General features: G+C 60.0%; 22 protein-coding genes and 1 tRNA gene. 22 read left to right on the forward strand and 1 reads right to left on the reverse strand.

Annotation, left to right across the window (positions count from 1 at the left end; translation table 11 throughout):
* Nucleotides 1-67 precede the first annotated feature (67 nt).
* The 16 genes from BM400_RS07885 to BM400_RS07960 all read left to right on the forward strand — a co-directional run bounded on the left by BM400_RS07885 (nt 68) and on the right by BM400_RS07960 (nt 16,071).
* A complete protein-coding gene (locus tag BM400_RS07885; RefSeq protein ID WP_245781747.1) occupies nt 68-586 on the forward strand; it encodes an RNA polymerase sigma factor in 519 nt (172 codons plus the stop codon).
* On the forward strand, nt 583-1,530 hold the full coding sequence (locus tag BM400_RS07890; RefSeq protein ID WP_245781748.1) for an energy transducer TonB: 948 nt from the start codon (nt 583-585) through the stop codon (nt 1,528-1,530). The genes BM400_RS07885 and BM400_RS07890 overlap by 4 nt, the downstream gene beginning before the upstream one ends.
* Nucleotides 1,531-1,787: 257 nt before the next feature.
* On the forward strand, nt 1,788-2,864 hold the full coding sequence (locus BM400_RS07895; protein ID WP_089838239.1) for a 4-(cytidine 5'-diphospho)-2-C-methyl-D-erythritol kinase: 1,077 nt from the start codon (nt 1,788-1,790) through the stop codon (nt 2,862-2,864).
* A gap of 32 nt (nt 2,865-2,896) precedes the next feature.
* Nucleotides 2,897-2,970 (forward strand) — tRNA-Gln (locus tag BM400_RS07900).
* A gap of 230 nt (nt 2,971-3,200) precedes the next feature.
* The gene (locus BM400_RS07905; RefSeq protein WP_425432389.1) at nt 3,201-4,451 is read left to right on the forward strand and encodes a ribose-phosphate diphosphokinase; all 1,251 of its coding nucleotides are present in this window, start codon (nt 3,201-3,203) and stop codon (nt 4,449-4,451) included.
* A gap of 88 nt (nt 4,452-4,539) precedes the next feature.
* Entirely contained in the window at nt 4,540-5,211 is a 672-nt protein-coding gene (locus tag BM400_RS07910) for a 50S ribosomal protein L25 (RefSeq protein WP_089838244.1), read from the forward strand.
* Nucleotides 5,212-5,222: 11 nt separating this feature from the next.
* Entirely contained in the window at nt 5,223-5,849 is a 627-nt protein-coding gene (gene pth, locus BM400_RS07915; RefSeq protein WP_089838247.1) for an aminoacyl-tRNA hydrolase, read from the forward strand.
* Nucleotides 5,850-5,933: 84 nt separating this feature from the next.
* Nucleotides 5,934-6,404, forward strand: a complete 471-nt coding sequence (gene rpsF / locus BM400_RS07920) for a 30S ribosomal protein S6 (protein ID WP_089838250.1) — start codon at nt 5,934-5,936, stop codon at nt 6,402-6,404.
* Nucleotides 6,405-6,552: 148 nt separating this feature from the next.
* Entirely contained in the window at nt 6,553-6,942 is a 390-nt protein-coding gene (rpsR, locus tag BM400_RS22915; RefSeq protein ID WP_089838252.1) for a 30S ribosomal protein S18, read from the forward strand.
* A gap of 79 nt (nt 6,943-7,021) precedes the next feature.
* Nucleotides 7,022-7,495: a 50S ribosomal protein L9 gene (gene rplI / locus BM400_RS07930; protein WP_089838255.1), complete on the forward strand. Its 474-nt coding sequence runs from the start codon at nt 7,022-7,024 to the stop codon at nt 7,493-7,495.
* 241 nt (nt 7,496-7,736) lie between these two features.
* Nucleotides 7,737-8,108, forward strand: a complete 372-nt coding sequence (locus BM400_RS07935; protein ID WP_089838256.1) for a hypothetical protein — start codon at nt 7,737-7,739, stop codon at nt 8,106-8,108.
* Between the two features lie 48 nt (nt 8,109-8,156).
* The gene (locus tag BM400_RS07940) at nt 8,157-8,558 is read left to right on the forward strand and encodes a hypothetical protein (RefSeq protein ID WP_089838258.1); all 402 of its coding nucleotides are present in this window, start codon (nt 8,157-8,159) and stop codon (nt 8,556-8,558) included.
* 272 nt (nt 8,559-8,830) lie between these two features.
* The gene (locus BM400_RS07945; RefSeq protein WP_089838260.1) at nt 8,831-9,973 is read left to right on the forward strand and encodes a TIGR03435 family protein; all 1,143 of its coding nucleotides are present in this window, start codon (nt 8,831-8,833) and stop codon (nt 9,971-9,973) included.
* A gap of 95 nt (nt 9,974-10,068) precedes the next feature.
* A complete protein-coding gene (locus BM400_RS07950; protein WP_089838262.1) occupies nt 10,069-10,929 on the forward strand; it encodes a TIGR03435 family protein in 861 nt (286 codons plus the stop codon).
* Nucleotides 10,930-10,954: 25 nt separating this feature from the next.
* Nucleotides 10,955-13,960 carry a TonB-dependent receptor gene (locus BM400_RS07955; RefSeq protein ID WP_089841613.1) on the forward strand — a complete coding sequence of 1,002 codons (3,006 nt, stop codon included), beginning with the start codon at nt 10,955-10,957 and terminating at the stop codon, nt 13,958-13,960.
* Entirely contained in the window at nt 13,960-16,071 is a 2,112-nt protein-coding gene (locus BM400_RS07960; RefSeq protein WP_089838264.1) for a VWA domain-containing protein, read from the forward strand. Before BM400_RS07955 ends, BM400_RS07960 begins: the two co-directional genes overlap by 1 nt.
* Nucleotides 16,072-16,154: 83 nt before the next feature.
* On the opposite strand, the gene BM400_RS07965 is transcribed toward BM400_RS07960, so the two are convergent.
* Nucleotides 16,155-17,231 carry a LacI family DNA-binding transcriptional regulator gene (locus BM400_RS07965; protein ID WP_089838266.1) on the reverse strand — a complete coding sequence of 359 codons (1,077 nt, stop codon included), beginning with the start codon at nt 17,229-17,231 and terminating at the stop codon, nt 16,155-16,157.
* Between the two features lie 436 nt (nt 17,232-17,667).
* On the opposite strand from BM400_RS07965, the gene BM400_RS07970 reads away from it, so the two are divergent.
* The 6 genes from BM400_RS07970 to BM400_RS07990 all read left to right on the forward strand — a co-directional run bounded on the left by BM400_RS07970 (nt 17,668) and on the right by BM400_RS07990 (nt 25,947).
* Nucleotides 17,668-18,990, forward strand: coding sequence for a hypothetical protein (locus BM400_RS07970; RefSeq protein WP_175528924.1), 1,323 nt, complete (start codon nt 17,668-17,670; stop codon nt 18,988-18,990).
* A 136-nt stretch (nt 18,991-19,126) separates the two neighbouring features.
* Nucleotides 19,127-20,581: an L-arabinose isomerase gene (gene araA, locus BM400_RS07975; RefSeq protein WP_089838270.1), complete on the forward strand. Its 1,455-nt coding sequence runs from the start codon at nt 19,127-19,129 to the stop codon at nt 20,579-20,581.
* 105 nt (nt 20,582-20,686) lie between these two features.
* On the forward strand, nt 20,687-23,167 hold the full coding sequence (locus BM400_RS07980) for a sensor histidine kinase (protein ID WP_089838272.1): 2,481 nt from the start codon (nt 20,687-20,689) through the stop codon (nt 23,165-23,167).
* 62 nt (nt 23,168-23,229) lie between these two features.
* Nucleotides 23,230-23,334: a translocated intimin receptor Tir gene (locus BM400_RS22275; RefSeq protein WP_217644090.1), complete on the forward strand. Its 105-nt coding sequence runs from the start codon at nt 23,230-23,232 to the stop codon at nt 23,332-23,334.
* A 159-nt stretch (nt 23,335-23,493) separates the two neighbouring features.
* A complete protein-coding gene (locus BM400_RS07985) occupies nt 23,494-24,783 on the forward strand; it encodes a GRP family sugar transporter (protein WP_089838274.1) in 1,290 nt (429 codons plus the stop codon).
* Between the two features lie 156 nt (nt 24,784-24,939).
* Nucleotides 24,940-25,947, forward strand: a complete 1,008-nt coding sequence (locus tag BM400_RS07990) for a LacI family DNA-binding transcriptional regulator (RefSeq protein WP_089841615.1) — start codon at nt 24,940-24,942, stop codon at nt 25,945-25,947.
* Nucleotides 25,948-26,057: the final 110 nt, after the last annotated feature.

Here is a 26,057-nt window from a genome sequence, read left to right on the forward strand (position 1 = left end):
TTTCAGGCGTGGAAAGAAAAGTGAACGGTTTTGCGGTGGCTCCGGTCTTAGGAGTGTGACGGGAAACGTGACGGATCGCGAGATGGCCTTCGGTGCGGTGGTGGACCGGCAGGGACGGTTCCTGTACCGGGTTGCGCTTGGGCTGATGCGGAACCCCGAAGACGCGGAGGATGTCGTGCAGGAGGCACTCCTAAAGCTCTTTCGCGGCGAGGGATGGCGGGAGATGTCGGACGAACGTGCGTTTCTGGCGCGGGTCGTCTGGCGTGTTGGGCTCGATCGGATTGCGGCGCGGAGGGTGCACATGGATGTGACGGAGATGGAGGTCGCCGCGACGGGCGAGACGGTCGAGGATGCGATGGTGGGCGAAGGCGAGCGCGCGGTGCTGAGGAGGTTGATCGAGGGTTTGCCGGAGGAGTTGCGAAGGCCGCTGGTGCTGTCGGCGATCGAGGAGATGACGTCCCGCGAGGTGGGGGTGGCGATGGGGATTCCCGAGGCGACGGTGCGAGGGCGCGTGATGCGGGCGCGGGCGGAGCTGAAGCGGCGGTTCGAGGCCATGCAGAGGCTACGGGCGGAGGTGGCGCGATGACGAATCGGCCGGACGACTTTGAGGTCTTGCTGGACGGGGTTTTGCGGGAGATGGCGGACGTGGAAGTCAAGGAGGGTTTCGCGATGCGGATGATGACGGCGTACGAGAGTGATGTGGTGGGCATCAGCCCCAGGGGGTCAGTGACTGCGTTCGGCGGCTCGTTTGGGTTGCTGGTGCGCAAGGAGCGGGGATTTGGTCCATTTGGATGGGCGATGGCGGCTCACGCGGCGGTGCTGCTTCTGGTTGGGTTCGGGTGGGCGGCAAAGAGCCATGTCGTTCAGGTTTTGCGCCCGGTGGCGGTGGCGACGTTGGAGGTTCCTATGCCGATAAAGATGACGCCGAAGGCTTTGACGGCGGGCGGTGGCGGGGGGCAGGCGAATCCGACGCCCGCGGCTCAGGGACGCATGCCGAAGTTTGCCGAGACACAGATCACGCCACCGAAAGCGCCTCCGATGGAGCAGCCGAAGATCGCCGTGGAGCCGACGGTGGTGATGCAGAGGGATTTGAAGATGGCGAACAACGATATGCCAAACCTGGGCATGCCGAACTCGCCGATCGTGGGTACGGGATCACTGGGCAACGGGCGTGGGACCGGGATCGGCTCAGGCGATGGTGCCGGTGTTGGAGCTGGTTCGGAGGGCAACATCGGGGGTGGAGCGATGCGGATTGGCGGCGGGGTCAGCGCGCCGGTACCGACCTTCATGCCTGACCCGGAGTTCTCCGAAGAGGCCCGGAAGGCGAAGGTCTCGGGCAACGTGCTGGTGTACCTGTGGGTCGACCAGAATGGCCGCGCTTCGCATGTGCGGGTGATTCGGGGGATCGGAATGGGGCTCGATGAGAAAGCGATGGCGGCGGTGAAGCAGTACCGTTTCAAGCCGGCGATGAAAGACGGTAAGCCGGTGACGGTGGAGATGAACGTGGATGTGAACTTCGCGATCTTCTAGAGCGGGCAAGAGATTGTGGGGAAAAGGCGGAAAAAGCGGGAAAAGAAACAACAGCAAAGATGTAGAACCTTACCGCGTCCACTCAATTTGGAAATCTTAAATGCTCGGTTGTCTTTCGCTCGGGGTCGTGGAGATCTAGAGAGGATTCGGGCGAGCTCCGTCGAGCGGGAGGAAGAAACAGTGCTCTTGTCTTTGTCTCTGTTTCCCGCTTTTCCCCACACTCTTTTGTTGCTGACCGGACGGGTAGAATGCTCGTTATGTCTACACGGGTTCGGTCGTATGCGAAGGTAAATCTTGGGCTGGCAATTGGTCCGGTGCGGGAGGACGGGTTTCATGGTCTGGTGACGCTCTACCAGACGCTTGATCTGCATGATCTGGTGACGGTTACGGCACAGCGTGGAGGTTCGGGGCTGACGCTGACCAGCAACGATCGCCGAGTGCCCTGCGATGCGCGCAATACGGCCTGGAGAATGGTCGAGGGCGCTCTGCACCGGATGGGCGTCGCCGCCGAGGTGACGATCCATATCGACAAGCGACTCCCAATTCAGGGTGGTATGGGGGCAGGGTCGGCAAACGCCGCGGCGGCGCTGATCGCGCTCGAGACCGAGCTGGGCGAGGCGCTGCCTCAGGCGGAGCGCATGGCGCTGGCCGCGGAGGTGGGGTCGGATGTGCCGTTGTTTCTGATCGGCGGAGCGGTGCTGGGCACAGGGCGTGGGGAGATCGTGGAGATGGCTCCTGATTTTCCGGCGACGGTTTGTGTCGTGGCGATTCCGTCCGTGGGGGTTTCAACGCCGGCGGCCTTCCGAGAGTGGGACGCGCGCTACGCGGCGGGGTTGGCGGCGGCTGCCGATGTGCAGGAGGAGACTGCGGGGTGGAGCGAGGTGATCGACCCCTTATTGACTTTCCCTCCGGTCCGCGATACTCTAAGTGAGTTGAGCCGCGTCTACGCTTCCACTTTAGGGAGCATGCCAGGTTCCACCGGTATCGTTCGCAACCCCCTCCTTGAGAAAACGCTGGATGGCATGGCGAACGGTCTGGCCGAGAATACCCTTCTCGAGCTTGTCCGCACCGGGATCGAGAACGACTTTGAAGAGGTCGTCTTCTCGCAGCATCCCTCCTTGCGTGAGATCAAGCGTCAATTGATGGGTACTGAAACGGAAGTGCCGGCGTTGTACGCTGCTCTCTCCGGATCGGGTTCGGCCCTGTTTGGACTTTACGAGTCCACGGCGGCGGCGCAAGCAGCTCAACAACGACTTCAGTCCTCCGGGGTGAAGGCTCTCACAACCGAGACCTTGCCACGAGCGGAGTACTGGGGGAGAATGGTCGCAGAGTAACTTCTTCGGGATTCGCTATCCTGGAGATGTACTGGGCGATCGACTAATGGTAAGTCGAGTGCCTTTGGAGCACTTTATCTAGGTTCGAATCCTAGTCGCCCAGCCAAGACGTCGGTCGTACGAAGCCCAGATGGTATCGACAAACCGCCCGAACAGGCGTGAAGGAATCGGCCAAGAGTGCCGATAGGCAAGTCAGGGAACTTTAGCCGGCAACAATGTGCCGTGTGAGTTTGATTTTTGAGATCCGGGCGAAACGAGCCCAACAGGATCGAAGAAGAGAAAAGAAGAACCAGCAACACGTCTTACATGTACTTTTCGTAGATTGGTTTCAAGCAATTGGATTCAGCATTCGACGAGCAGCAACGGCACCAAAACAAGGGTGACGGTAAGCAGTTAGGCAGTAGGAACTCATCAAGGTCAACCAGCCTGGAGGTTTCAAGCGTGAACGAACAAGACACGACTGCGGTTCTTCCCCAAAACGCGGGGCAGGTAAGTGAGACAGTAACGGGCTCAACATCTGCCCAGCAGCCAGCTACCTTCGTGGCGCAATCGGGATATCAGGCCCAAGTCGGCCCGCCGCAACAAGGCGGAACGGCAGGGACGGCAAAGCCAGGCACGGAGAAAAAACGCTCCGGCCGGCTGAGCGAAGATAGACGCTTCAAGATCTTCTCGGGCTCGGCCAACAAGCCGCTGGCCGAGGAGATTTGCAAGTTTGTCGGGGTTCCGCTGGGCGAAACAAAGCTGCAGCGCTTCTCCGATGGCGAGGTCCATTTTCAGTTGCTCGAGAACGTTCGCGGAGCGGACGTTTTTTTGGTGCAGCCGACCTGCTTTCCGGTCGACCAGCATCTGGTCGAGTTACTGATCATGATGGACGCGCTCAAGCGGGCCTCGGCCGGTCGCATTACGGTCGTGATTCCGTACTACGGGTATGCCCGGCAGGATCGTAAAGACCGCCCCAGGGTGGCGATTACGTCGAAGTTGGTGGCGGATCTTCTCACGAGTGCCGGGGCGAACCGTGCTTTGCTGGTAGATCTGCATGCAGCACAGATTCAGGGCTTCTTCAATATTCCGGTCGACCATCTGTTTGCCAGTCCGGTGCTGGTGGGTCACTTCCGTGATATGAAGCTTCCGAATCTTACAGTGGTTTCGCCCGACGCGGGCGGTGTAGAGCGGGCGAGATTCTTCGCCAAGAAGCTTGAAGCGCCTCTGGCGATTGTGGATAAGCGCCGGACGGATATGAATGTTTCCGAGGTGATGAACGTGATCGGCGAAGTACGCGGCCGGACGTGTCTGATCCTGGACGACATGATCGACACGGCGGGAACGCTGGTGAAGACGGTCGATGCGCTGCTGGAACAGGGCGCGACAGAGGTTTACGCGTGCGCATCGCACCCGGTGCTGAGTGGACCGGCGATCGATCGCATTGCGGCATCACGGCTGAAGCAGTTGGTCGTGACGAATACCATTCCACTGCGCGAAGAGGCGCAGCGGTTGGAAAAGATCAAGGTGCTTTCGATTGCGGGTCTTCTTGGCCGCGCCATTGAGAGCATCCATATGGAGACGAGCGTCAGCACCCTATTTACCTAACGGTATGGGGTGCGTAGTTTGTTTTGAAACGGCAACGATGCGCAGAAAGGGAGCGGTTCAACTCCGTGCCCGAAAGGATAAGTGACGTATGGCAGGTTCAGTAGCAGGTTTGGTCGCAACGCCCCGTGAGGGCAAGTTCAACAAGGGTTTTGCACGTCGCGTTCGCATGTCGGGCCTGATTCCGGCCGTCGTCTACGGTGCCGGTCAGCCTCCCGTGGCAGTCACCGTCGATCCCCGCGCCGTGACGAAGATTCTGCACTCCGAGTCCGGTCACAACACCATCTTCGATCTCGACATCACGGGCCAGACCGGTGGCAAGGCGATGATCGTGGACTGGCAGAACGAGCCTATCAAGGGCAAGCTCCTGCACATCGATCTCAAGCGCATCGCGATGGACAAGCTGATGACCGTGTCGGTTCCCGTCACGCTTGTTGGTACCCCCGTTGGCGTGAAGACGCAGGGTGGCGTTCTGGAGCAGGTTCTGCGTGAGGTTGAGCTTGCTTGCCTACCGAACGACATCCCGAGCCACCTCGACGTCGATGTTTCGAATCTTGAGCTGAACGGCGTGATCCACATCTCGGATCTGCCTCACTCGGGTTCGATCAAGTTCCTCGGCGAAGAGAAGGCTGTCGTGGCGCACGTCGTCCTGATGAAGGAAGAGGAAGTGGTTGCCGCGGTTGGCACGACCGAGCCGGAAGTTGCGAAGAAGGGTAAGACGGACGCTGCTGCTGCTCCGGCTGCCGACGCGAAGAAGAAGTAAGGCTGAGCGGCGTGAAACTGATTGTTGGACTGGGGAATCCTGGGCTCGAGTATCAGTTCACGCCGCATAACGCCGGATTTCTAGCTGTGGACCGTATCGCGGAAGACTGCGGTGTGGTCATTGCGAACCGGCGCTGCCGGGCGCTCACGGCAAGGACACGGCTGGGCGGGCAGGAGGTTCTGCTGGCCAAGCCTGAGACCTTCATGAATTTGAGTGGGCTTTCGGTAGCCCAACTGATTCAGGAATGCGGGATTGAAGACATTGCTTCCGATGTCATCCTTCTTTACGACGAGTTGGCCTTCGAGCTGGGGACGTTCAAGATCTTCCAGCGTGGGTCGGCGAATGGGCATAACGGGGTGAAGTCGATCTCCGCGACCCTGAAGACGGAAGAGTGGACACGGATTCGGATCGGCGTCGGGAAACCGGCGTTACCGGATGGCAGGAAGTCGGGCGGCAAGGATTACTTGCTGGCTCCCATGCGCAAGCAGGAGCTGATGGTGCTCGACGAAGTACTCGATCGCGTGCGGAACGCGGTGGAGGTGGTGCTGGAGAAGGGCATCAGCGCCGCAATGAATGAGTTCAACCGCAGGCCGGATCCTCCCAAGGATGTTCCTGGGAAGGCTAAGCCAGCGGAATGATGACGCAGTAATTCTTCCAAGCCACTCGGCAGAACACCCGTCGAGATGGTGCGAGGCAAAACCTCGCAGAAAGTAGTGAGAGCAATGCGTACTTACGAGATTATGTTCATCGTCCGGCCGGACGTTGAAGAAGCGGACCTGGACAAGCTGATCGAGACGTTCTCGGGTTATGTGACGACCGGTGGCGGCGAAGTGAAGGGTGTGGAGAAGATGGGGCGTCGTCGCCTCGCTTACACCGTTCGCAAGTTCAACGATGGTTTCTATGTTCTGTTCATGGTCGCCATCGAAGGCAACCAGGTAGCCGAGCTGGAGCGTCGTCTGCGTGTGACCGAGCAGGTCATCAAGTTCATCACCGTCCGCACGGATGAGGAAGACAAGCGCCTGGCGAAGATCAAGGCCCTGCGTGACAGCAAGGTCAAGCGCTCGGCTCTGCCGCAGACTCCCGTTGCCGCCCCTGTGGCTGCTCCGGTTGCGGAAGCCACCGAGACGCCCGCTGCTGAGCCGGTCGCCGTTGCCGAGCCGGTTGCTACTTCGGAAGAGCCTGCCGCAGTTTAGTGCTTTGACCGGGATCACCCGGTCTCTGTTGGGTTAGCTGTACCACGCTGCACTTCGCTTCCATCGCTTGTCTTGTATGCGATGTCCAGAGACACCAAGGCGTGTCTGGAGCGGGGTAAAGCCACAACGTACTGAGAGGAATAGAAACATGGCTGACGAGACGAATGAAGTATCGGCCCCGGCGAGCGAGCCGGCGGCAGCAGCAACCAGCACTCCGCGTCCCGCGTTTGCTTCGCGTGGACCCCGCCCCGCGGGTGGTCCCGGAGGCCCTGGCGGTCCCGGCGGACGTCCTGCTGGTCCCGGTGGTCCTGGCGGACGCAAGTTCTTTCGCCGCAAGAAGGTCTGCAAGTTCACGGTGGAGAAGATCGACAAGATCAGCTACCGCGACGTGCGCCTGCTCCAGGGCTTCGTGTCCGAGCGCGGCAAGATCATTCCGCGCCGCCTCACGGGAACCTCGACCCACTTCCAGCGCAAGCTCACGCAGGCGATCAAGCAGGCTCGTAACATCGCCCTGCTCCCGTTCGCGGCGCGCTTCTAACTGCTGAGACACATAGCGAGCGCTTCGTGAGACGGAGCGCTCTTCTATCCCTTCGCGGGATGAGACACGGAGAATTGTCATGGAAGTAATTCTGAAAGAAGACGTCAATAAGCTTGGACACCGCGGCGATGTCGTAAAGGTGGCCAATGGCTATGGACGCAATTACCTGCTGCCTGGCAAGCTGGCGATCGAAGCGACCGCGGCGAACAAAGCAGTCATCGAGCAGATGAAGAACTCGGCTGCTCGCAAGGCAGTGAAGGAGAAGGCTGCGGCCGAGCTCCAGGCTGTCGAGCTGTCCAAGGTTGAGCTCTCGTTCGAGCGGAAGGTGGGCGACAACGACCACCTCTTCGGTTCGGTCACGTCGGGCGATATCGCTGCGGCGCTCGAGGCACAGGGCTACGAGATCGATCGTCGCAAGATCGCGCTCGAAGAGCCGCTGAAGACGATCGGTGAGTTCCATGTGCCGGTCAAGCTGTTCCGCGATGTGACCGCGCACGTCAAGGTCACCGTGAATGGCGATCGTCCCGTAGCTGCTGCAACCGTCGCTGAATAATTCTGTTGGGAAGTGAAGAGGGCGTCTGCCGAGATTTCGGTAGGCGCCCTTTTTACGTTGCGCGGTGGGCGTCCTGGTGGTGGCCTGGAGTGAAGTCACGGTTATGGATGAAAGCGGATGCATGCAACGGGAACGCGGTTTCCGTATGGCCATCCTATTGTGAAGCGAGGCCATCTTATTGAAAGTGTGGGCGCATTGCTTTGTGGTGCGCCGGCAGTTGTGCCAGCAATAAGGAGTTCTTATGACGAAAAGATGGCTTGCCTTACCCCTGCTTCTTGCAACGACTCTTCCTGGACTTGCTCAATATGGTGATCGCCGCGACCACGGACAGTTCTATGGCGGTGTGCGCGATGGTGGACGTCGTGGAGACTATTACGGTCATGACCGTCGGTATGGAAATGGATACGATGACCGTTATTACCAGCAGCGTCAGGGTGGCATTGGCCCCGGCAAGGGCGCACTCATCGGCGGCGCAGGCGGTGCGGCGCTCGGCGCGGTTTTCGGAGGCGGCGCAAAGGGCGCGTTGATCGGTGGTGCTGCGGGCGCGGGTATAGGCGCCATCCTCGGCAAGCAACACCAAAACAACCAGCGCGACCGCTACTACGGACGCTAGGCGATCCGCACGCTTTGAGAGATATATCACTTTGAAAGGATCTTTCCGATGAACGTACGAACGCTTGTTGTAGCAGGTTTACTGATGGTTGCTCCCGCTGTTACCTTGCCGGCAGGAGCCCAGGACAATATCGCTCCCAAGGGTGTCTCGCAGGCGACGGGTTCTGCGAAGACGTACCCCGTGGATCAAGTTGTGACGGCATCCGTCCACGATGCATGGTTGCTCAGTGGAAAGAATGAGGATGCGTTCTTCGACATCGTCCAGCAACTTGCCGGTATCTCTGCGTCGAAGCGCGGTCTCACCCTTCCCGACGATGCCGCAGCCGGACGGCGCATGGGCAACTACATCAAGACGCAGGCCAAGCTGGACCACGATCAGTTGCTGTATGTGATCGTCGACAAGGCTGTGCGCATGGTCGGAAAGCCGAATCCCACCGTTGCTGCTAAGTAACTGAAATTGAGCGGATTCGAATCGATGCCCGGTTCGCCTTCTGGCGGACCGGGTATCGTTGCGTTTGTGGGTAAGAGGGTCTGAGAAAAGAAGTTTCGTTTCGGGTGGAACGAAATGAGTGCTTTCTGCGTTGTATGTAGGAAAGCGAGTGACGATAAAAAGAGAAAATGGCTACCTATGTAGCTATCTATATTGGACCTGCAGCGTCTACACTGGGATCGATTCCCCCGTTTCAGACCTCAGGCTTAGCCAGTTTCAAGGAGATTTCTTCGATGAAGAAGATCGTACTGTGGATGATCGCATGCACCACATTGTTGACAGGTTCGTTGCGGGCGCAGAGCATGGCCGGCGACTGGCAGGGAACACTGAAGGCCGGCAAGGACCTACGGATCGTGGTGAAGATCGTGAACGACGACAAGACCGTGTGGAAGGCGACGATGTACAGCATCGATCAGACGCCACAGCCTTTTCCCGGAAGCTCCGTCAAGGTGGATGGTTCCACGATCAAGTTCGACGTGTTGACGCTGGGTGCGACGTATAACGGGAAGCTGGGCTCTGACGGCAACACGCTCAACGGAACCTACACGCAGGCAGGCAAGGACTTCCCGCTGAATTTTGCAAGGGCCACGAAGGAGACCGCCTGGGTGATTCCCGAGCCTCCTGCGAAGCTGCCACCCATGGCGAAGGATGCCAAGCCCGCGTTTGAAGTGGCGACGATCAAACTCTCAAAACCGGAGCAGATGGGCAAGGGCTTCGGTATCCGCGGACGGAGGGTGCAGACGATCAACACCTCCATCATGGACCTGATCGAATTCGCTTATAAGGTTCAGGTGAAGCAGGTTCTTAACGCACCCGCCTGGGCCGACACGCAGAAGTACGATATCTCCGGTGAACCCGACGTGGAGGGCCAGCCAACCTACGATCAGTTGAAGATCATGATCCAGGCATTGCTCGCGGACCGCTTCAAGCTGACATTCCATCGTGACAAGAAGGAACTCTCGGTCTTTGCGCTGACGGTAGGCAAGACTGGATCGAAGCTCAAGGTAAGCGATGAGAGCAGCGCTACGGGCCACACGCTGAACTTCCATCCCGGCGCTCAGGGTGGCCTCGTCTTTACAGCACGGGATGCTTCCATGCACGAACTCGGCGAAGCGATGGAGCAGACGATGCTCGATCGCCCGATGTCCGACCAGACCGGACTCACCGCAAAGTATGACTTCGACATTACGTTTATGCCGGACGATTCGATGATGGGTGGCATCGCTTCCAAGCTGCCTCCACCTCCGGCCGGGGCGGAGATCCCGCCATCGCTGTTCACCGCATTCCAGGATCAGCTCGGATTGAAGCTGGAGCCGTCGAAGGCGCCGGTGGAGGTACTTGTGGTCGATCACGTGGAGAAGCCTTCAGAGGACTAGCCTTCTTCAAACTTAATCGCGGATGAGTGCTAACCGCGCGGCAGGGTGCTTTGTCTTATAGCTGAATTAAGCAGAAATGTTGTGGATGAGGATCGGTGCTCCTCCTGTTGGAGTGCCGGTTTTCGCAGAGGTCCGTCTCGATGATGAGGAATGGTCTGGCTCGGAAGATCGTGATGGGAACTATGCTGGCGATCTCGCCCGCCGCATGGGCGCAGGACGCTTCTGCAGAGAGGTTGAGCTACGACGTGATCTCGGTGAAGCCGAATACTTCGGGCTCGGGTGGTATGCGGATCATGGTTACACCGGATGGCTTTGCGGCGGAGAACGTATCCCTGCATATGCTTATGTCGACTGCGTTTCAGATCAATTCGGAGTTGATTGTCGGCCTGCCGAAGTGGTCAGACTCGGACAGGTTCGATGTGAAGGCGAAGGTGGCTGAAGAGGACCTTCCTGCGTTGAAGAAGATGGAACCCAAGGACCGCATACAAATCGTTCAGTCGATCGTGGCTGAGCGTTTCAAGGTGGTCGTGCATCGCGAGAAGAGAGAGTGGCCAACGTACGATCTGGTTGTGGCGAAGAGCGGGCTGAAGATGAAGGAGGCCAAGCCGGACGATACCTACGCGAATGGGATAAAGGGACCAGACGGCAAAGGTAACGGCGGCATGATGAGGATGGGCCGCGGCACGATGACCGGCCAAGGCATCCCGATTGAGAACATGACGAGAGCGCTCTCAAGCCTTACTCAGAGAACGGTTGTAGACAAGACAGGCTTGAAGGAAAACTATGACTTCGAGTTGAAGTGGACGCCCGACGACGCTCCCGCCGGCAGTACCGAAGAGAACGGTGAGTCGATTTTTACGGCTGTGCAGGAGCAGTTGGGATTGCGGCTGGATGCAAGCAAAGGCATGGTGGAGACGCTGATCGTCGACCATGTGGAGAAGCCTTCTGAAGACTGAGTGGACATTGCGAAAGAACTTCTGGATGCTGCTGCTATGCGCCTTGGCATGGCTGGCAGTCACGCGGGCTGCGCTGGCCTCAGAGTATCGCGGCGCGGTGACGTTTGGCGGACTGCCCGTACCCGGGGCCGTGGTCACGGCCTCGCAGGGCAACAAGAAAGTGGTTGCCATCACCGACATGCGTGGCGTGTATGCCTTTGGCGATCTGCCTGACGGGCGTTGGACGATCACCATCGACATGATGTGCTTCGAGACGCAGAAGATGGATGTTGTTATCGCGCCTGGTGGCCCGATGGCAGCATTTGAGATGAAGCTGTTGACGCTCGCGCAGATACGCAGCGCGTTGAAGCCGGGGGCAGGCATCATTACTCCGGTTCCGCAGTTCAAGGGCGTCCCCGCGGCAGGTCCGGAGACGGCGGACGATATCAAGCAGCAGGCCGCGGAAGGGCTCTTGATCAACGGAAGCGTGAACAACGCCGCTACCTCGAAATACACGCTGGCACCGCAGTTCGGCAACCGCCGCAATGGCGGCAAGAGTCTCTACAACGGTGGTGCGGGATTCACGTTCGACAACTCGGCACTGAACGCGCAGCCCTACGCGCTGAGTGGCGCGCCGGTATCGAAGGTGAGCTACAACCGCTTTACCGGGGTGTTCACGTTTGGCGGCCCGATCAAGATTCCCCATGTGCTGCGCAATGGCCCGAACTTCTTCGTGGCCTACAGCATTGCGCGGGATCACGATGCTTCGATCCTTCCGGCACTGGTGCCGGATGCAGCAGCGAGAACGGGGGACTTCACGCATGTGGTCGACGCGTCCGGCAAGCCCATCGTATTGACGGGCTATCCCACGGGCATCGTGCCGGTGAGCGCTCAGGCCGCTTCCTTGTTGCAGTACTATCCGCTGCCGAACCTCGTGGGGGATGCCCGCTACAACTACCAGACGCCCATCGTCACCGATACGCAACAGGATTCATTACAAACCCGCCTTAACAAGCAAATCGGAAGGAAAGACAACGTATTTGGCGACTTTGCATTCCAGAAGACAAAGACGACCTCGCCGAATCTCTTTGCCTTTATCGATACCAACCAGGCACTTGGACTGACCTCCAGCGTCAACTGGTCGCACCGCTTCAGCCCGCGGCTTGGAACCACTCTCGGATATAAGTTCAGCCGCCTTTCGACACGAAGCACTCCCTACTGGGAGAATCGGTTGAACGTCTCCGGTGTCGCGGGCATCCATGGCAACAACCAGGACGCAATGAACTGGGGCCCGCCCTCGATCTCGTTCTCGAGCGGCATCTACGGCCTCTCCGACGCGCAGGCATCATTCAACCGCAATCGCACAGAGGCGATCTCTCCCTCGGCACAGTGGTCACATCGCGGACACAATCTTTCCTTCGGCATCGACTTCAGGCGCCAGGAATTCAACTATCTGCAGCAGCAGAACGCGCGCGGCTCCTTTGCTTTTTCAGGCGCGACGACGGGCTCGGACCTCGCGGACTTCCTGATCGGCATACCCTACACCAGTGCGCTCAGCACCGGCAATGCAGACAAGTATCTCCGCGAGTCTGTCTATGATGCCTACGTCTCGGACGACTGGCGCGTCAGCCCTCAGTTCACGCTGAACGTCGGCCTGCGCTGGGAGTATGGTGCCCCGATCACGGAGCTCAAGAACAGGCTGGTGAATCTCGACATCACCCCGGGATTCGCAGCGGTAACGCCTGTGGTCGCCGGTACGCCTCTTGGACCGCTGACTGGCCAACAACTGCCCAACTCGCTGGTGAAACCGGATAAGACGCATGTGCAGCCGCGCGTCGGTCTCTCGTGGAGGCCTATCCCAGGATCGTCCCTCGTCGTGCACGCGGGCTATGGCATCTACGCCGACACGTCGGTGTATCAATCGGCAGCCCTGCAGTTGGCGCAGCAGGCGCCGTTTGCGAAGAGCTTGAGCGTACAGAACTCCGCTGCCTGCCCCTTGACGCTGGCGAATGGATTCAACGCGTGCTCGACGACGACAGCGGATCTCTTCGCGGTCGATCCCAACTTCCGCGTTGGCTACGCGCAGACATGGAATGTCTCCGCGCAGAAGGATCTGCCGGGATCGCTGCAGGGAACGCTCAGCTACCTCGGGATCAAGGGCACACGCGGCAATCAGGAGTTCTTCCCCAACACCTACGCGCTTGGCGGCGTCGCAACGGGCGCTCCTGTCGGCTTTGCCTACCTGACCTCGAATGGAAATTCGACACGCGAACAGGGACAGGCACAGCTACGGCGCAGACTGCACAACGGGCTTACGGCTTCGGTGCAATACACCTACTCGAAGTCGGTCGATAACGATGCTGCACTCGGTGGCCAGGGACCGGTCACTCCCGGTGCGACGACGACGTCAGCGAGCAACGTGGCCTATGCCCAGGACTGGCGCAATCTCCGTGCAGAGCGATCGCGATCGACCTTCGATCAGAGACATCTGGTGAATGCAACCTTGCAGTACACGACGGGCATGGGAATCGGCGGTCACTCGTTGATGAATGGCTGGCGTGGTGCGGCCTATAAGGAGTGGACGGTGCAGACGACGTTGAGTGTAGGCAGCGGCTTGCCGGAGACGCCTATCTACGGCCTTGCGCTGCCGGGCACGGGACACACAGGCAATCTGCGGCCCGACGTCACGGGAGTCGCACTCTATCAGTCCTCGCCCGGATACTTCCTGAACGCGTCGGCTTACACGGCCCCGGTTGCCGGTCGGTTTGGGACGGCTGGCAGGAACTCGATTACAGGTCCGAGTCAGTTCACCATGAACGCCTCGGCCTCGCGAACGTTCCGGTTGAATCACCGGTTCAATCTGGACGCGCGGGTCGACGCAACGAATGTGCTGAATCACGTTACATATACGGCATACAACACGCTCCTTCTGTTCAGCCAGCAGACAGCGGCGGCTGGAACGCCGGTGACGCAGACGAACTCGCAGTTTGGAGCACCTTCGTCAACGAACGGAATGCGAAGCCTGCAAACTACAGTCCGGGTGAGGTTCTGATGAGACGCGTGCTGATAGCGATCACGTTTGGGTTGACACTGCCGATCATGGGGCAGCAGATCGGACAGAATAAGTCATCCGAAGGCGCGACCACCTACACGATGAGTGTGAAGTCCCAGCTCGTCGTCGAGACGGTAACGGTGAAGGACAAGAGCGGCAAGCCTGTGACCGGCTTGACGGCGAAGGACTTCGCGATCACCGAAGACGGCACACCGCAGACGATCAAGTTTGCGGAGTTCCAGGAACTTCCAGGACCCGTACCGATGCCTTCCCCTGCGAAGGGTACCGAGGAGGTCAAGATCTACCGGCAGCTCGCGAAGTCGCAGATCGCGACCGAAGCCCCGGGTACAACGAAATACAAGGACCGGCGGCTGCTGGCGTTGTATTTCGATATGTCGGCGATGCCTCCTGCAGATCAACTGCGGGCCTTGCTGGCCGCGCAGAAGTTCATCCGCACGCAAATGTCTAGTGCAGATCAACTGGCGATCCTGCGTTACGCAGGCGGATCGGTGGATGTACTCGCCGATTTCACCAGCGATCGGAACCGTCTGTTGAGCGTCGTCGAGACACTGGCTGTCGGCGAAGGCCAGGGACAGGACGAAGATCCCGGGGACGCAAGCAATTCCGATGCGGGTGCCGCGTTCGGACAGGACTCGAGCGAGTTCAACATCTTCAATACGGATAGGCAACTTTCCGCGTTACAGACTGCCGCCAAGATGCTTGGCAGCCTGAATGAGAAGAAGTCGCTCATCTATTTTGCAAGCGGTATGCGTCTGAACGGCATGAATAACCAGGCACAACTGCACGCCACTATCGACGCGGCTATTCGCGCTGGCGTCTCATTCTGGCCAATCGACGCGCGTGGCCTCGTGGCGCAGGCCCCCCTGGGCGATGCTACCAAGGGCTCGCCGGGGAACGCAGGCATGTACTCCGGCGCCGCCGCTGCCGCGGTGAGTTCGAACTTCCAACAGTCGCAGGACACGCTCTATGCGCTCGCAGGCGACACGGGCGGCAAGGCCCTGTTCGACAACAACGATCTCGGCCGTGGCATCGTGAACGCGCAGGAGGCTGTCACGAGCTACTACATCGTCGGCTACTACACCACGAACACAAATCCCGATGGACGCTTCCGCAAGATCAAGCTGACGATCGCCGATGCGCGTGCCGACAAGGTCGACTATCGCCAGGGATACTACGCGGGTAAGGTCTTCGCGAAGTTTACGGCGGTCGATAAGGAACGTCAGCTTGAAGATGCCCTGATGCTGAACGATCCCATCACCGAACTCACCATCGCGATGGAGATCAACTACTTTCAGTTGAATCGCGCCGAGTACTTCGTGCCCATCGTGGTGAAGATTCCGGGACGTGAACTGGCGTTGGCAAAGAAGGGTGGCGCTGATCATACGGTCATCGACTTCATCGGCGAGATCAAGGACAACTTCGGCGGCACGACGGTCTCGAATATCTACGACAAGGTGGATATCAAACTGAGCGATGCGACGGCGCAGGAACTCGCGAAGAGACCGGTCGAATACGACACAGGCTTCACGCTTCTTCCCGGCAAGTACACCATCAAGTTCCTTGCACGAGACGATGAAACGGGCCGCATCGGGACCTATCAGTCCACGTTTGTGATTCCCAACCTGAACAAGGAAGACAAGAAGATCGCGACGAGCTCAGTGGTCTTGAGCAGCCAGTTGATCGCTTCGAAGGATGCCTTGTTCAACGCCTCGAAGGACAAGGATAAGGCGAAGCAGGAGGCGGTCGACCCTCTGGTGCAGAACGGTCGGAAGATGATTCCGAGCGTGACGCGTGTGTTCAGCCAGGGTCGCAATCTGTATGTCTACCTGCAGGCCTACGAGCAGAACGTAACAACGCCCACCCCTCTGGTTGCCTACGTCACCTTCTATCAGGATGGCAAGAAGGTGTTCGAGACGAAGCCGATAGAGGCTACGGCCACGGTGAGCGGACGTCTGCAGATCATTCCTCTGGACTTCACGATCGGGCTCGATCAGGTGCCTCCGGGCAAGTACGACTGCCAGGTGACTGTGGTTGATCCTGAGGGAGCGAAGGGTGCATTCTGGCAGGGGCCGTTAATGGTCGTACCATAACGGCATCGCGCCACGTCTCGGCACACTGCGTGGCGACCTCGAGTTGCATTGGCCTGGATCGCAGGGTAGTAAGACTCGTACCCCTAGCGTGCCTTCTTCTTCGCCGGTTTGGCGGTTGTTTCACTGGCTTTTGGGGCGCCTGTGGTCTGACGGACGATGAGGCGGGTTGGGATCACTGCCTCCGTTTCCGGACGGCCGTCGGGCTGGAGGTGGGAGAGGAGGCTTCGGACGGCTTTCTGGGCGAGGTCCTTGCAGGACATGCGGATGGTGGTGAGGGGCGGGATGGTGTATTCGGCGAGATGGATGTTGTCGAAGCCGATCAGGGAGAAGTCCTCTGGAACCCTGAGCTTAGCCTCGAAGAGTGCGTGCTGGACGCCGATGGCGGTCATGTCGTTCGAGCACATGATGGCGGTGGGCCAGTGGTTGAGCGCGAGGATCTTGTTCATGGCGTCGCGTCCGCCGTCGAGGGTGTGGTCGCCTTCGATGATCCAGCTCTTTTCCGCGGGGAGCCCGGAGGATTTGAGGCAGTCGAGGAAGGCGGTCCTACGGGCCTGCGCGGAGACGAGATGCAAAGGCCCTGTGATGAAGCCGATTTTGCGGTGGCCGAGGACGGCGAGGTGCTGGACGGCCTCGTAGAGGCCTTCGCGGTAGTCGACGCTGAGGGTGGAGCTGCGGGGCTGTTTTGAGGGGGAGTCGATGAAGATCGAGGGGATATCGATGGCGGCGAAGCGCTCGATGAAGGTCTCGCCGAAGCCGAAGGTCATGATGGCGACGCCGTCGACTTTGCGCTCGAGCATGCGGCGGGCTACGACCTCCATTTTTGCGGGGTCGTGGGAGGTGGAGGCGATGAGGATCTCGTAGCCGCGCTCGACGGCGACGCGCTCAAACTCTTGAATCAATTCGGGAAAGAAGGGGTTGGTGATCTCGGAGACGATGAGTCCGAGGAGCTTGGATTTGCCGCTGACGAGGGCTCGGGCCTGGGTGTTGGGGAGGTAGTTGAGCTCGGCGACGGACTTCCAGACGCGCTCGGCGAGGGCGGGATCTACGGTAGGGACGCGGTTGAGCGCCCGTGAGACGGTGGCGATGGAGACTCCGGCGTGTGCGGCTACGTAGTGGATGTCGATCTTGCGCTTGGGGTCGCGCTTGGGTTCGGATTTCAACGGGGTGATCCTCAGGGGATCATTATCGCAAATGCAGGGCTAAGGCTTATGGAGGGCAGGGCTTAGGGCTTAGAAGGCTGGGTTTGTGGTGGATTGGTCCGACCTCATGGCTCAAAAAGTGGTATGTCTTGCACCATCCTTGTGCATTGGCCGTATCGTGATGATCTAAAGGGTTATGGGGCGGTGACGCGAATTTCCCAATGTTTCACCAGGAGGTTTTGTGCGCGTTTTTGTGGACAGAACGTGGGCCAAAGTGTGGAAAACGTGGACAGAAAGCGGTGTTTTGGGGAAGTGGTATGTTTTTGGTCGATCATCGCACCGCCGAAGTGTTGGATCGACTGGCAGTCCTAAGTTGCTGCGCTACAATCGACTGGCACTCTTTCAAAGCGTTCGGACATTTGACTCTGCGCTACCTGCGTACCTCCAACTCTTGCGATTGAATTCGACGAAACGGGTTCCGCGGTTGTGGATTGTGGGAGATCAGAGTGGCCGCTACAACATTGCGCGCGAAGGGAAGGTCATGCAGGACTCAAACGTAGTGGACAAGAGACACACAGTATTTTCAGTCTTCGAGAAAGAGCCGTTGTTCCTGGTGTTGGCTTTTCTGTTGTGCGGAATCGTGAGTATTCTCAAAGGTCTCCATCGCCCGAGCGATTGGGCTGCCACGCAAGCTCTGATCGACTACCACTTTGGCTTTGTCAAGAGGGGGCTGTTCGGAGCTACGGTGGCGCATTGGTTCCATTTAGAGCACTATGCGCGGTTTGTTGTGCTCTCCTTTCTGCTGTTGGGTGTTCTTTTTCTAAGCTTCGGCTTGTTGGCCTTTCGGAGCCGGTTTTTTTCTAACACAGGCTCGGCCGCCCTCGTCATTCTGTTCGTCTCCAGTTACTCCGTGACCTACCTTACGGACCTCGTGGGGTATATGGACATCCTTCTCGCCCTCCTGACCATCCTCCTTGTGTCCATTCGAAAAACCAGGATGCGTTTCTACGCAGCCCTCCCTTTGTGTCTCCTTGCCCCACTCCTGCACGAGATGTTCTTCATCGTGTTTCTGCCGACGATCCTCTTTACCTTCCTCATGGATGGGCTGCTCACGGAAAGGCCTAAGGAGCGGAACTCTGCATGGATCGGTGGCGGCTCAATTGCTCTTCTTGCTGCTGCGATTACTTTGAGAACCTCGCTGGAGAGTTCGCTGTCTGCTGTTCATGTTCGGGAAATTCAGCAGGTGCTGGCTGCGCGTTCCGACTTTCCGCTTTATGGTGAGTTTTTCAAGGTTCTGTCGCGATCAGGCAAGGACAATCTGATTTTGATGCAAGGGGTTATTCTCCACGATCACCGGTGGGGCTTCAATTTCATCGTGAGTCTGTTCGTGTTCGGCCCCACGGCAATTCTGTTGTGGCTGGGGATTCGCAAACTACTGGCCTCGCTGCTCCCTGTCAGCAGAAGCGGATATGCCAGCTTCGTTGCTGCGGTGGCAGTGGCGTCTCCTGTGTTCATGAACTTTCTTGGTCTTGATAACAGCAGGTGGAACGCTTTGGTTTGTTTGAATGCGGCCTTGCTCTTCCTTGTCTTGCTCCGGTTTTCACCGAATGTGAAGTGGTCGCCTGCGTTCCTGAGAGCGGTCCTATTGTTCACCGCTCTCAATATGGCGACCGAATACCGCCTGATGAACACGCTGCCCGGAAACGCCTTCCCTTTCACGAACTCTACGATTGACGCGATCCAATCCATCCGGCATGGGGGGTTGGTCCCGGTTGACTAAGGGTGGTCCTTCCAGGTTGCGCCTGAAGTGTGGCGTCGGCGCGGTGTTGCGTTTTCCGATGTCTGGATTGACATGGTGGGAAGTGGGATTATATGTTTGGGCTGGATGTGAAAACGTTTTCTTGGGGTGATTTGTCTTGGTCAATCTCGATTCGTTGGAAGTGTGGTTTGTGGCGGGGAGTCAGCATCTGTATGGGCCGGAGGCGCTGGCGCAGGTGAGCGCGAATGCGCGGGTGATTGCGGAGTCGCTGGCGGCGGAAAAAACGATTCCGGTGAAGATCGTGTTCAAGCCCATCGTCACGACGACCGACGAGGTGCGCGGGGTGGTGCGGGAGGCGAATGCTTCGACCGCCTGCATCGGGCTGGTGTTCTGGATGCATACGTTTTCGCCGGCGAAGATGTGGATCGCGGGGCTGAACTCGCTGGATAAGCCGTTTCTGCATCTGCATACGCAGTTCAACAAGGCGCTGCCGTACGCGACGATCGATATGGACTTCATGAACCTGAACCAGGCGGCGCATGGGGATCGGGAGTTTGGGTTCATTACAGCTCGGCTGAAACTGCGGCGGAAGGTTGTCGTCGGGTTCTGGCAGGATGCGGCGACCGTGAGCGAGATCGCGGCGTGGACGCGGGCGGCGGCGGGGTGGCATGAGTCGCGGAACCTGAAGGTGGTGCGGTTTGGCGACAATATGCGCGAGGTCGCGGTGACCGAGGGCAATAAGGTGTCGGCCGAGGCGGCGCTGGGGTACAGCGTGAATGGGTATGGCGTGGGCGACCTGGTGGCGAGGATGAATGCGTTCTCGGATGCCGAGGTGAACGCGCTGGTCGAGGAGTATCGGGATACGTATACGATTCGGCCGGAGCATGACCGGGCGGACTCGATCTTTACCGCGGCGAAGATCGAGCTGGGGCTCAGAGCGTTTCTGGTGGAGGGCGGTTTTGGGGCGTTTACGGATACGTTCCAGGATCTGTATGGGCTGGAGCAGTTGCCGGGAATTGCCGTCCAGAGGCTGATGGCGGATGGGTATGGGTTTGCCGGGGAAGGCGACTGGAAGATCGCGGCGCTGGTGCGGGTGATGAAGGTGATGGCGCAGGGGATGACGGGCGGGACCTCGTTTATGGAGGACTATACCTACGACTTTGCGGGGACGCCGAAGGTGCTGGGGTCGCATATGTTGGAGATCTGTCCGTCGATTGCGAATGCGAAGCCAAGCCTGGAGGTGCATGCGCTGGGGATTGGCGGGAAGGCGGATCCGGTGAGGCTGGTGTTTACGGCTCCGGCGGGACCGGCGGTGATGGCTTCGATGGTGGAGATGGGGAGTGGGTTCCGGCTGGTGGTGAACGAAGTCGATGTGATGTTGCCGGAGGAGCCGCTGCCCAAGCTGCCGGTGGCTCGGGCGATCTGGGTTCCGCGGCCGAACTTGAAGGTTGGGGCGGCGGCGTGGATCTATGCGGGTGGAGCGCATCACTCGGGGTTCTCGCAGGCTTTGACGACGGAGCATCTGGAGGACTTTGCGGAGATGGCGGGGGTGGAGTTGCTGGTCATTGATAACGACACGAAGCTGCGGGAGTTTCGGTCGCGGCTTCGGTAGGGAATTGAGGCGGGGACGAACCCACATCTCAAACGCGAGATGTGGGGCACCCGGCTTTGTGGCGGATGTACGTTTTAGGCGGCCATCGAATAGGATGCAGGAGCGATGAGACTTCTGCGTTTGGTTCGATGGCCGTTGCTCCTTCTACTGCTGATCGCGGTGGCGCGGGGGCAGGGCAGGCCCTGGGCGCATGAGGTTTGGACGACCGAGAATGGGTTGCCGCAGAACAGCGTCCATGCGGTGGTGCAGGGGCGGGACGGGTTCCTCTGGGTCGCTACGGAAGGGGGGCTGGCCCGGTTCGACGGGGTGGGGTTCGCGGTGTTCAACCGGGAGAATACGCCGGCGTTTACGAGCGACGATCTTTCGAGTCTGGTGGTGGACAAGGATGGGGCGTTGCTGGTGGGCAGTGCGGATGGGTGGGTGAAGTATGAGGACGGGGTGTTTCGTAAGGCTGCGGAGCCTGACGTGACCTTGCCGGTTGGGCTGGGGAAACCGAAGGGGATTCCTGCGGGGCGGGTGCAGGCTACGCTGCGGGATGCGCGGGGCGGGTTTTGGGTGGGGATGGATCGGGGGCTCTACTCGCCGGAGGGCAAGGTCGCGGCGATTGGGGATGCTTCGGTGCTGTCTCTGTTTGAGGATCGCGAAGGGGATATCTGGGCGGGGACGGATACCGGTGGGCTGCATGTGTTACGGCCGCAGGTGTTTCGGGGGGAGTTGTTGGGGAAGGCTGTGACCGCCGTGACGCAGGGGGCGGATGGGGGGATGTGGGCGGGGACGCGGGGGGATGGGTTGTTTCGGGTCGGAGGGAAGCACCTTACGGCGAAGGATGGGCTTTTGAGCGATGTGGTGCTTTCGCTGGCGGCGGATCGGGATGGGTCGCTGTGGGTGGGGACGCCGGATGGGTTGAATCATCTGCTGAAGGGCGGCAAGGTGGAGGCGATGACGTCGGCGGATGGGCTGCCGGATGACTTTGTGCGGTCGCTGTATGCGGACCGGGATGGGACGCTCTGGATTGGGACGCGGCGGGGTCTGGTGCATCGGGAGGGTGGGCGGCTGACGTCGGTGGCGGGGCTGCCGAGCGATTTGATTGGGGCGATGGTGCGGATGCGGGGCGGGGATCTTTGGGTGGGCACGCTGGACGGTGTGGCGAGGCTGCGGAATGGGAAGGTGACGGCTTACGGCGCGAAGGATGGGCTGGTGGGGAGCGTGGTGACTTCGCTGGTGGAGCGGAAGGATGGGTCGTTGTGGGTGGGGACGAAGGATGGTGGGTTGAGCCGGTTGGCGGGGGAGCGGTTTGAGGGGGTTTTGCCGGGGGAGGTGGACGACCTGGTGGAGGACGACCGGGGCGGCCTCTGGCTGACGGGGAGCAGGGGTGTGATGCGGGTTGCGGAGCAGGGCACGGGTCGATTTGGCGCTGTGTCCTATGGGACGGGGGATGGGCTGCCGAGTGAGGAGATGGCGGGGCCGGGGCATCCGGCGGCTTGGAAGGCGGTGGATGGGACGGTTTGGCTGGGGACGCGGAAGGGGCTGGCGGTGGTTGATCCGGCGGGGCTGCGGGGGCGGGTTCCGGTGCCGGCGGTGGTGGAGCGGTTTACGGTCGATGATGCGTTGTGGGTGGGCGGGGAGGTGATTCCGCCGGGGCATATGCGGTTTGCGTTCGAGTATGCGGGGTTGAGCTTTGCGGCACCTTCGCGGGTGCGTTACCGGTACATGCTGGAGGGGTTCGACAAGGGGTGGGTGGAGGCGGGGGGGCGGCGGAGCGCTTTCTATACGAACCTGGGGGCAGGACGGTACCGGTTCCTGGTGCAGGCTGCGGGGGCGGATGGAGTTTGGGGAGAGAGTGCGGTGGTGGCGTTTCGTGTGAAGCCGCGGTTCTATCGGACGTGGTGGTTTTTAGGGCTGATGGTGTTGGTGGTGGGTGGCTTGGTGGGGCTGGGGTATTGGCTGCGGGTGCGGGCGCTGCGGGTGCGGTTCGATGCGATTCTGGCGGAGAGAAACCGGATGGCGCGGGAGGTGCATGACACGCTGGCGCAGGGGTTTGTGGGGATCTCGCTGCAACTGGAGGTGACGGGGATGATGCTGGCGCAGGGGCATGTCGAGGGGGCGAAGAAGCAGGTGGACGAGACGAAGGCTCTGGTGCGGGAGGGGCTGGCGGATGCGCGGCAGAGCATCTGGGAGTTGCGGTCGGGTGCGGTGGATGGAGGGTTGCCGGAGAGGATGCGGTCGATGGTGGACCGGCTGAAGACGGAGTCGGTGAGAGTGGAGCTGGCGGTGGGTGGGACGTACCGGGCTCTGGAGCCGGAGCTGGAACGTGAGGTGATGCGGGTGGCGCAGGAGGCGGTGACCAATGCTGTCAGGCATGCGCGGGCGGGGCTGGTGGTGGTGGATCTGCGGTACCAGCCGGTTGAGCTTACGCTGGCGGTGCGGGACGATGGAGCCGGGTTTGCACCGGAGCAGGTCGCGAGCGGACGGTTCGGGCTGGTGGGGATGAGGGAGCGGGCGGAGAGGATTGGGGGGCGGCTGGAGATTGAAAGTTCCGCGGAGAGCGGTACGGTGGTGCGGCTGCGGGTTCCGCTGGTTGCTTGACAGAGTTGGGTGGCGTCGATAGCGTCTATTTCACGTTACCGATAACGAAATGAGTGTTCGCGATGAGTTTGATGCAGCGTGTGAAGTGCGTGGTGACGGATAGTCACTTCCTGATTCCGTTCGTGGTCCTGCTGTTTGGGATCGGGCTTTTGGTGGCTTTGCACTAAAGGCGAAAGATTGTGGGGAAAAGGCGGGAAGAGCGGGAAAAAGAGACAAGAGTAGAAGCAGATCTCCTTCGGGGATAACAACCAAAGGGACAATTGCAACGGCAAGAGCAAGAACGGCGTTTTGATCAGTCAATCGTTTGGGTACGTTTGGAGGAGAGCATGGCGATGGAGAAGCAGGCGGCGGCGAAGGACGGTTTGTCGCTGCATGGACTGGGTGTGATCTGCGGGTTGACGGCGGGTGTCTGGCTGGGGGCTGCGGAGGCTCCTACGAAGCTGGTGAATGTGGGGCTGTCGCCCTTTGCGGTTTCGCTGTGCATGGTGGCGGGTGTGTTTACTGCGCGGTGGACGTTTCCTACGCTGCTGAAGGGCACGAGCTATGTCTTCGCCGACCTAATGGCGAAGAAGCACTTGATCGTCTGGGCTTTGCTGGCGGGGGCGCTGTGGGCGGTGGCCAATACGCTGACGGTGTTTGCGATTCGCGATGTGGGACTGGCGGTGGCGTTCCCGATGTGGAATGCGAACTCGTTGATCGGTCTGCTGTGGGGCAGGGTGCTGTTCAATGAACTGAAGGGAGCGAGCACCAAGACCGTCACCAAGGTGGTGGTGGGTGGGCTGGCGATTGTGGCGGCGGCGATCATGCTTGGGTTCAGCACGCTGCATGGCGGCGGTGCGGCTTCGCAACATGCTGTGCGGGGGATTCTGGCGGCTATCGGTGCGAGCTTTATGTGGGGCACGATGTATGTGCCGTATCGCAAGGCCTATATCAGCGGGATGAATCCGCTGTCGTTTGTGACGGCGTTTACGGTGGGCGAGCTGGTGATGGTGTTCTCGCTGGGTGCGCTGCTGGGCGGGGGAGCGCATGCGCTGATCGCCGAGGTGGCCCATGCGCGCGGGGTGCTGTTCTGGCTGTTCCTGGGCGGGTTTGTGTGGGTGATCGGGGATCTGTTCCAGCAGTTCGCGGCGAAGTACCTGGGGATTGGGCGCGGGATTCCGCTTTCGAATACGAACCAGCTCTGGGGATTGGCGTGGGGAGCGCTGGTGTTTGGAGAGCTGGCGACGGCGGACCGGATGCATAAGTTCCTGGTGATTGGCGGGTCGGCGATCATGATCGTTGGTGCGTATGCAATTTCGACGGCCGTGGCGGATGCGAAAGAGAACTCGTCGACCAATGAGGCGCTGCTGCGGGAGTGCGAGCGGTATGGGCTGGACTATAACCGGACCGTGCTGTCGATGGCCGGTGAGGAGTTTGGCGACCGCAGCGAGAAGCGGCGGTGGTGGGACTATGCGATCGTCGCTGCGGCCACTGGAGTGTTTATCTGGCTTGGCATCGGTGCGAAGGTCCCGCAACTGGCGATGGATATGCGCTGGGTTGCCGTGCTGGGAGTCGCGCTGGTGGTGAGCCTGGTGGCCGGCGGATGGAGCTTGTATCGCAGGACGCGGTTTTCTTAAGGCGTCCTGCCGGATGGTCCCGCTGCGCGCGGGGCGGGCGCTCACGCGTTTTTTGGCGGCTTCGCGTGGCTCATTCGTTGGTCGAGAAGGGAAGTGTCTGAGACCTTTTGGGCTGGAAGATCGTAGGCTTGGTTGTAGAGTGCATTGGGAGCGCAGATGGCTGTTCGACTGAAAGATATTGCCCGCGACTTGAATGTGTCCGTGGTGACGGTTTCGAAGGTACTGCGCGGGAACACCGACGTGAGCGCGGAGACGCGGAAGCGCGTGTTGAAGCGGATGAAAGAGCTGAACTACCAGCCGAATATGATGGCGCGGGGGTTGGCGAGCGGACGGACGTATACCGTTGGACTGGTGGTTCCGGACCTGGTGCATCCGTTTTTCGCGGAGTTTGCGAAGTCGTTGAGCGGAACGCTGCGGACGGCGAATGTGGCTTTGATTCTGGCTTCGTCGGAAGAAGATGCGGAGATTGAGCAGAATGAAATTCGTGCGCTGCTGCGGCGCGGCGTCGATGTGCTGATGATTGCGTCGTGCCAGGCGAGCCTGCGGAATTTTTATGACCTGGGCGACCAGAAGACGCCGTATATTCTGTTCGATCGCAACTTCGCGCACCTGAATGCGCACTTTGTGGGATCGAACGATGTGCGCGTGGGGGAGATGGCGACGGAGCACCTGATTGGGCTGGGACGGAAGCGGATCGCGCATATCGGCGGGAAGAATACGAGCCCGTCGCTCGATCGTCTGCGGGGTTTCAAAAATGCGATGGCGGATGCTCGTCTGCCGATTCCCGAGGGCTATATCGCGGTGCGGGACCGGGTGGAGGAGACGGGCGACTCGGTAGGGCATTCGGCGATGCAGGACCTGCTGAAGCTGGAGCCGAGGCCGGATGCGGTGTTCTGCTACAACGATCTGACGGCTGTGGGCGCGATCGAGGCGGTGCTGGAGGCCGGGTTGCGGGTTCCGGAGGATGTGGCGGTGATTGGGTGCGGAAACTTCCGGTATGCGAAGTACCTGAAGGTGCCGCTGAGCTCGATTGAGCATGGGACACCGGAGCTTGGGCGGGTGGCTGGGGAGCTGGCGCTGGAGCTTTCGGCGAAGCCGGAGCAAGCTCCGCGGAGCGTGCTGCTGGAGCCGATGCTGGTGGTCCGGCGGTCTACGGGAGGGTAGATTTTGCCTTGCGGGGCAGCCCTGGCATGGCGCGGAGTTGGTGTCCGCCGTTTGCGTTATCGATAACTATGCTGTGTTCGCGGCCAGCGGGAAGCGCAAGCCGGGGTGGG

Origin of the sequence: Granulicella pectinivorans (assembly GCF_900114625.1) — a bacterium.
Taxonomy (GTDB): Bacteria; Acidobacteriota; Terriglobia; order Terriglobales; family Acidobacteriaceae; genus Edaphobacter; species Edaphobacter pectinivorans.

Excerpts from the sequence above, each read along its gene's own strand:
- BM400_RS07985 (WP_089838274.1), top strand. The coding sequence starts at position 23,494 with ATGGCGATGGAGAAGCAGGCGGCGGCGAAGGACGGTTTGTCGCTGCAT.
- BM400_RS07990 (WP_089841615.1), top strand. The coding sequence starts at position 24,940 with ATGGCTGTTCGACTGAAAGATATTGCCCGCGACTTGAATGTGTCCGTG.
- rpsF (WP_089838250.1), top strand. The coding sequence starts at position 5,934 with ATGCGTACTTACGAGATTATGTTCATCGTCCGGCCGGACGTTGAAGAA.
- BM400_RS07980 (WP_089838272.1), top strand. The coding sequence starts at position 20,687 with ATGAGACTTCTGCGTTTGGTTCGATGGCCGTTGCTCCTTCTACTGCTG.
- rplI (WP_089838255.1), top strand. The coding sequence starts at position 7,022 with ATGGAAGTAATTCTGAAAGAAGACGTCAATAAGCTTGGACACCGCGGC.
- BM400_RS07890 (WP_245781748.1), top strand. The coding sequence starts at position 583 with ATGACGAATCGGCCGGACGACTTTGAGGTCTTGCTGGACGGGGTTTTG.
- BM400_RS07955 (WP_089841613.1), top strand. The coding sequence starts at position 10,955 with ATGCTGCTGCTATGCGCCTTGGCATGGCTGGCAGTCACGCGGGCTGCG.
- BM400_RS07960 (WP_089838264.1), top strand. The coding sequence starts at position 13,960 with ATGAGACGCGTGCTGATAGCGATCACGTTTGGGTTGACACTGCCGATC.
- rpsR (WP_089838252.1), top strand. The coding sequence starts at position 6,553 with ATGGCTGACGAGACGAATGAAGTATCGGCCCCGGCGAGCGAGCCGGCG.
- BM400_RS07935 (WP_089838256.1), top strand. The coding sequence starts at position 7,737 with ATGACGAAAAGATGGCTTGCCTTACCCCTGCTTCTTGCAACGACTCTT.
- BM400_RS07945 (WP_089838260.1), top strand. The coding sequence starts at position 8,831 with ATGAAGAAGATCGTACTGTGGATGATCGCATGCACCACATTGTTGACA.
- BM400_RS07910 (WP_089838244.1), top strand. The coding sequence starts at position 4,540 with ATGGCAGGTTCAGTAGCAGGTTTGGTCGCAACGCCCCGTGAGGGCAAG.
- BM400_RS22275 (WP_217644090.1), top strand. The coding sequence starts at position 23,230 with ATGAGTTTGATGCAGCGTGTGAAGTGCGTGGTGACGGATAGTCACTTC.
- BM400_RS07940 (WP_089838258.1), top strand. The coding sequence starts at position 8,157 with ATGAACGTACGAACGCTTGTTGTAGCAGGTTTACTGATGGTTGCTCCC.
- BM400_RS07895 (WP_089838239.1), top strand. The coding sequence starts at position 1,788 with ATGTCTACACGGGTTCGGTCGTATGCGAAGGTAAATCTTGGGCTGGCA.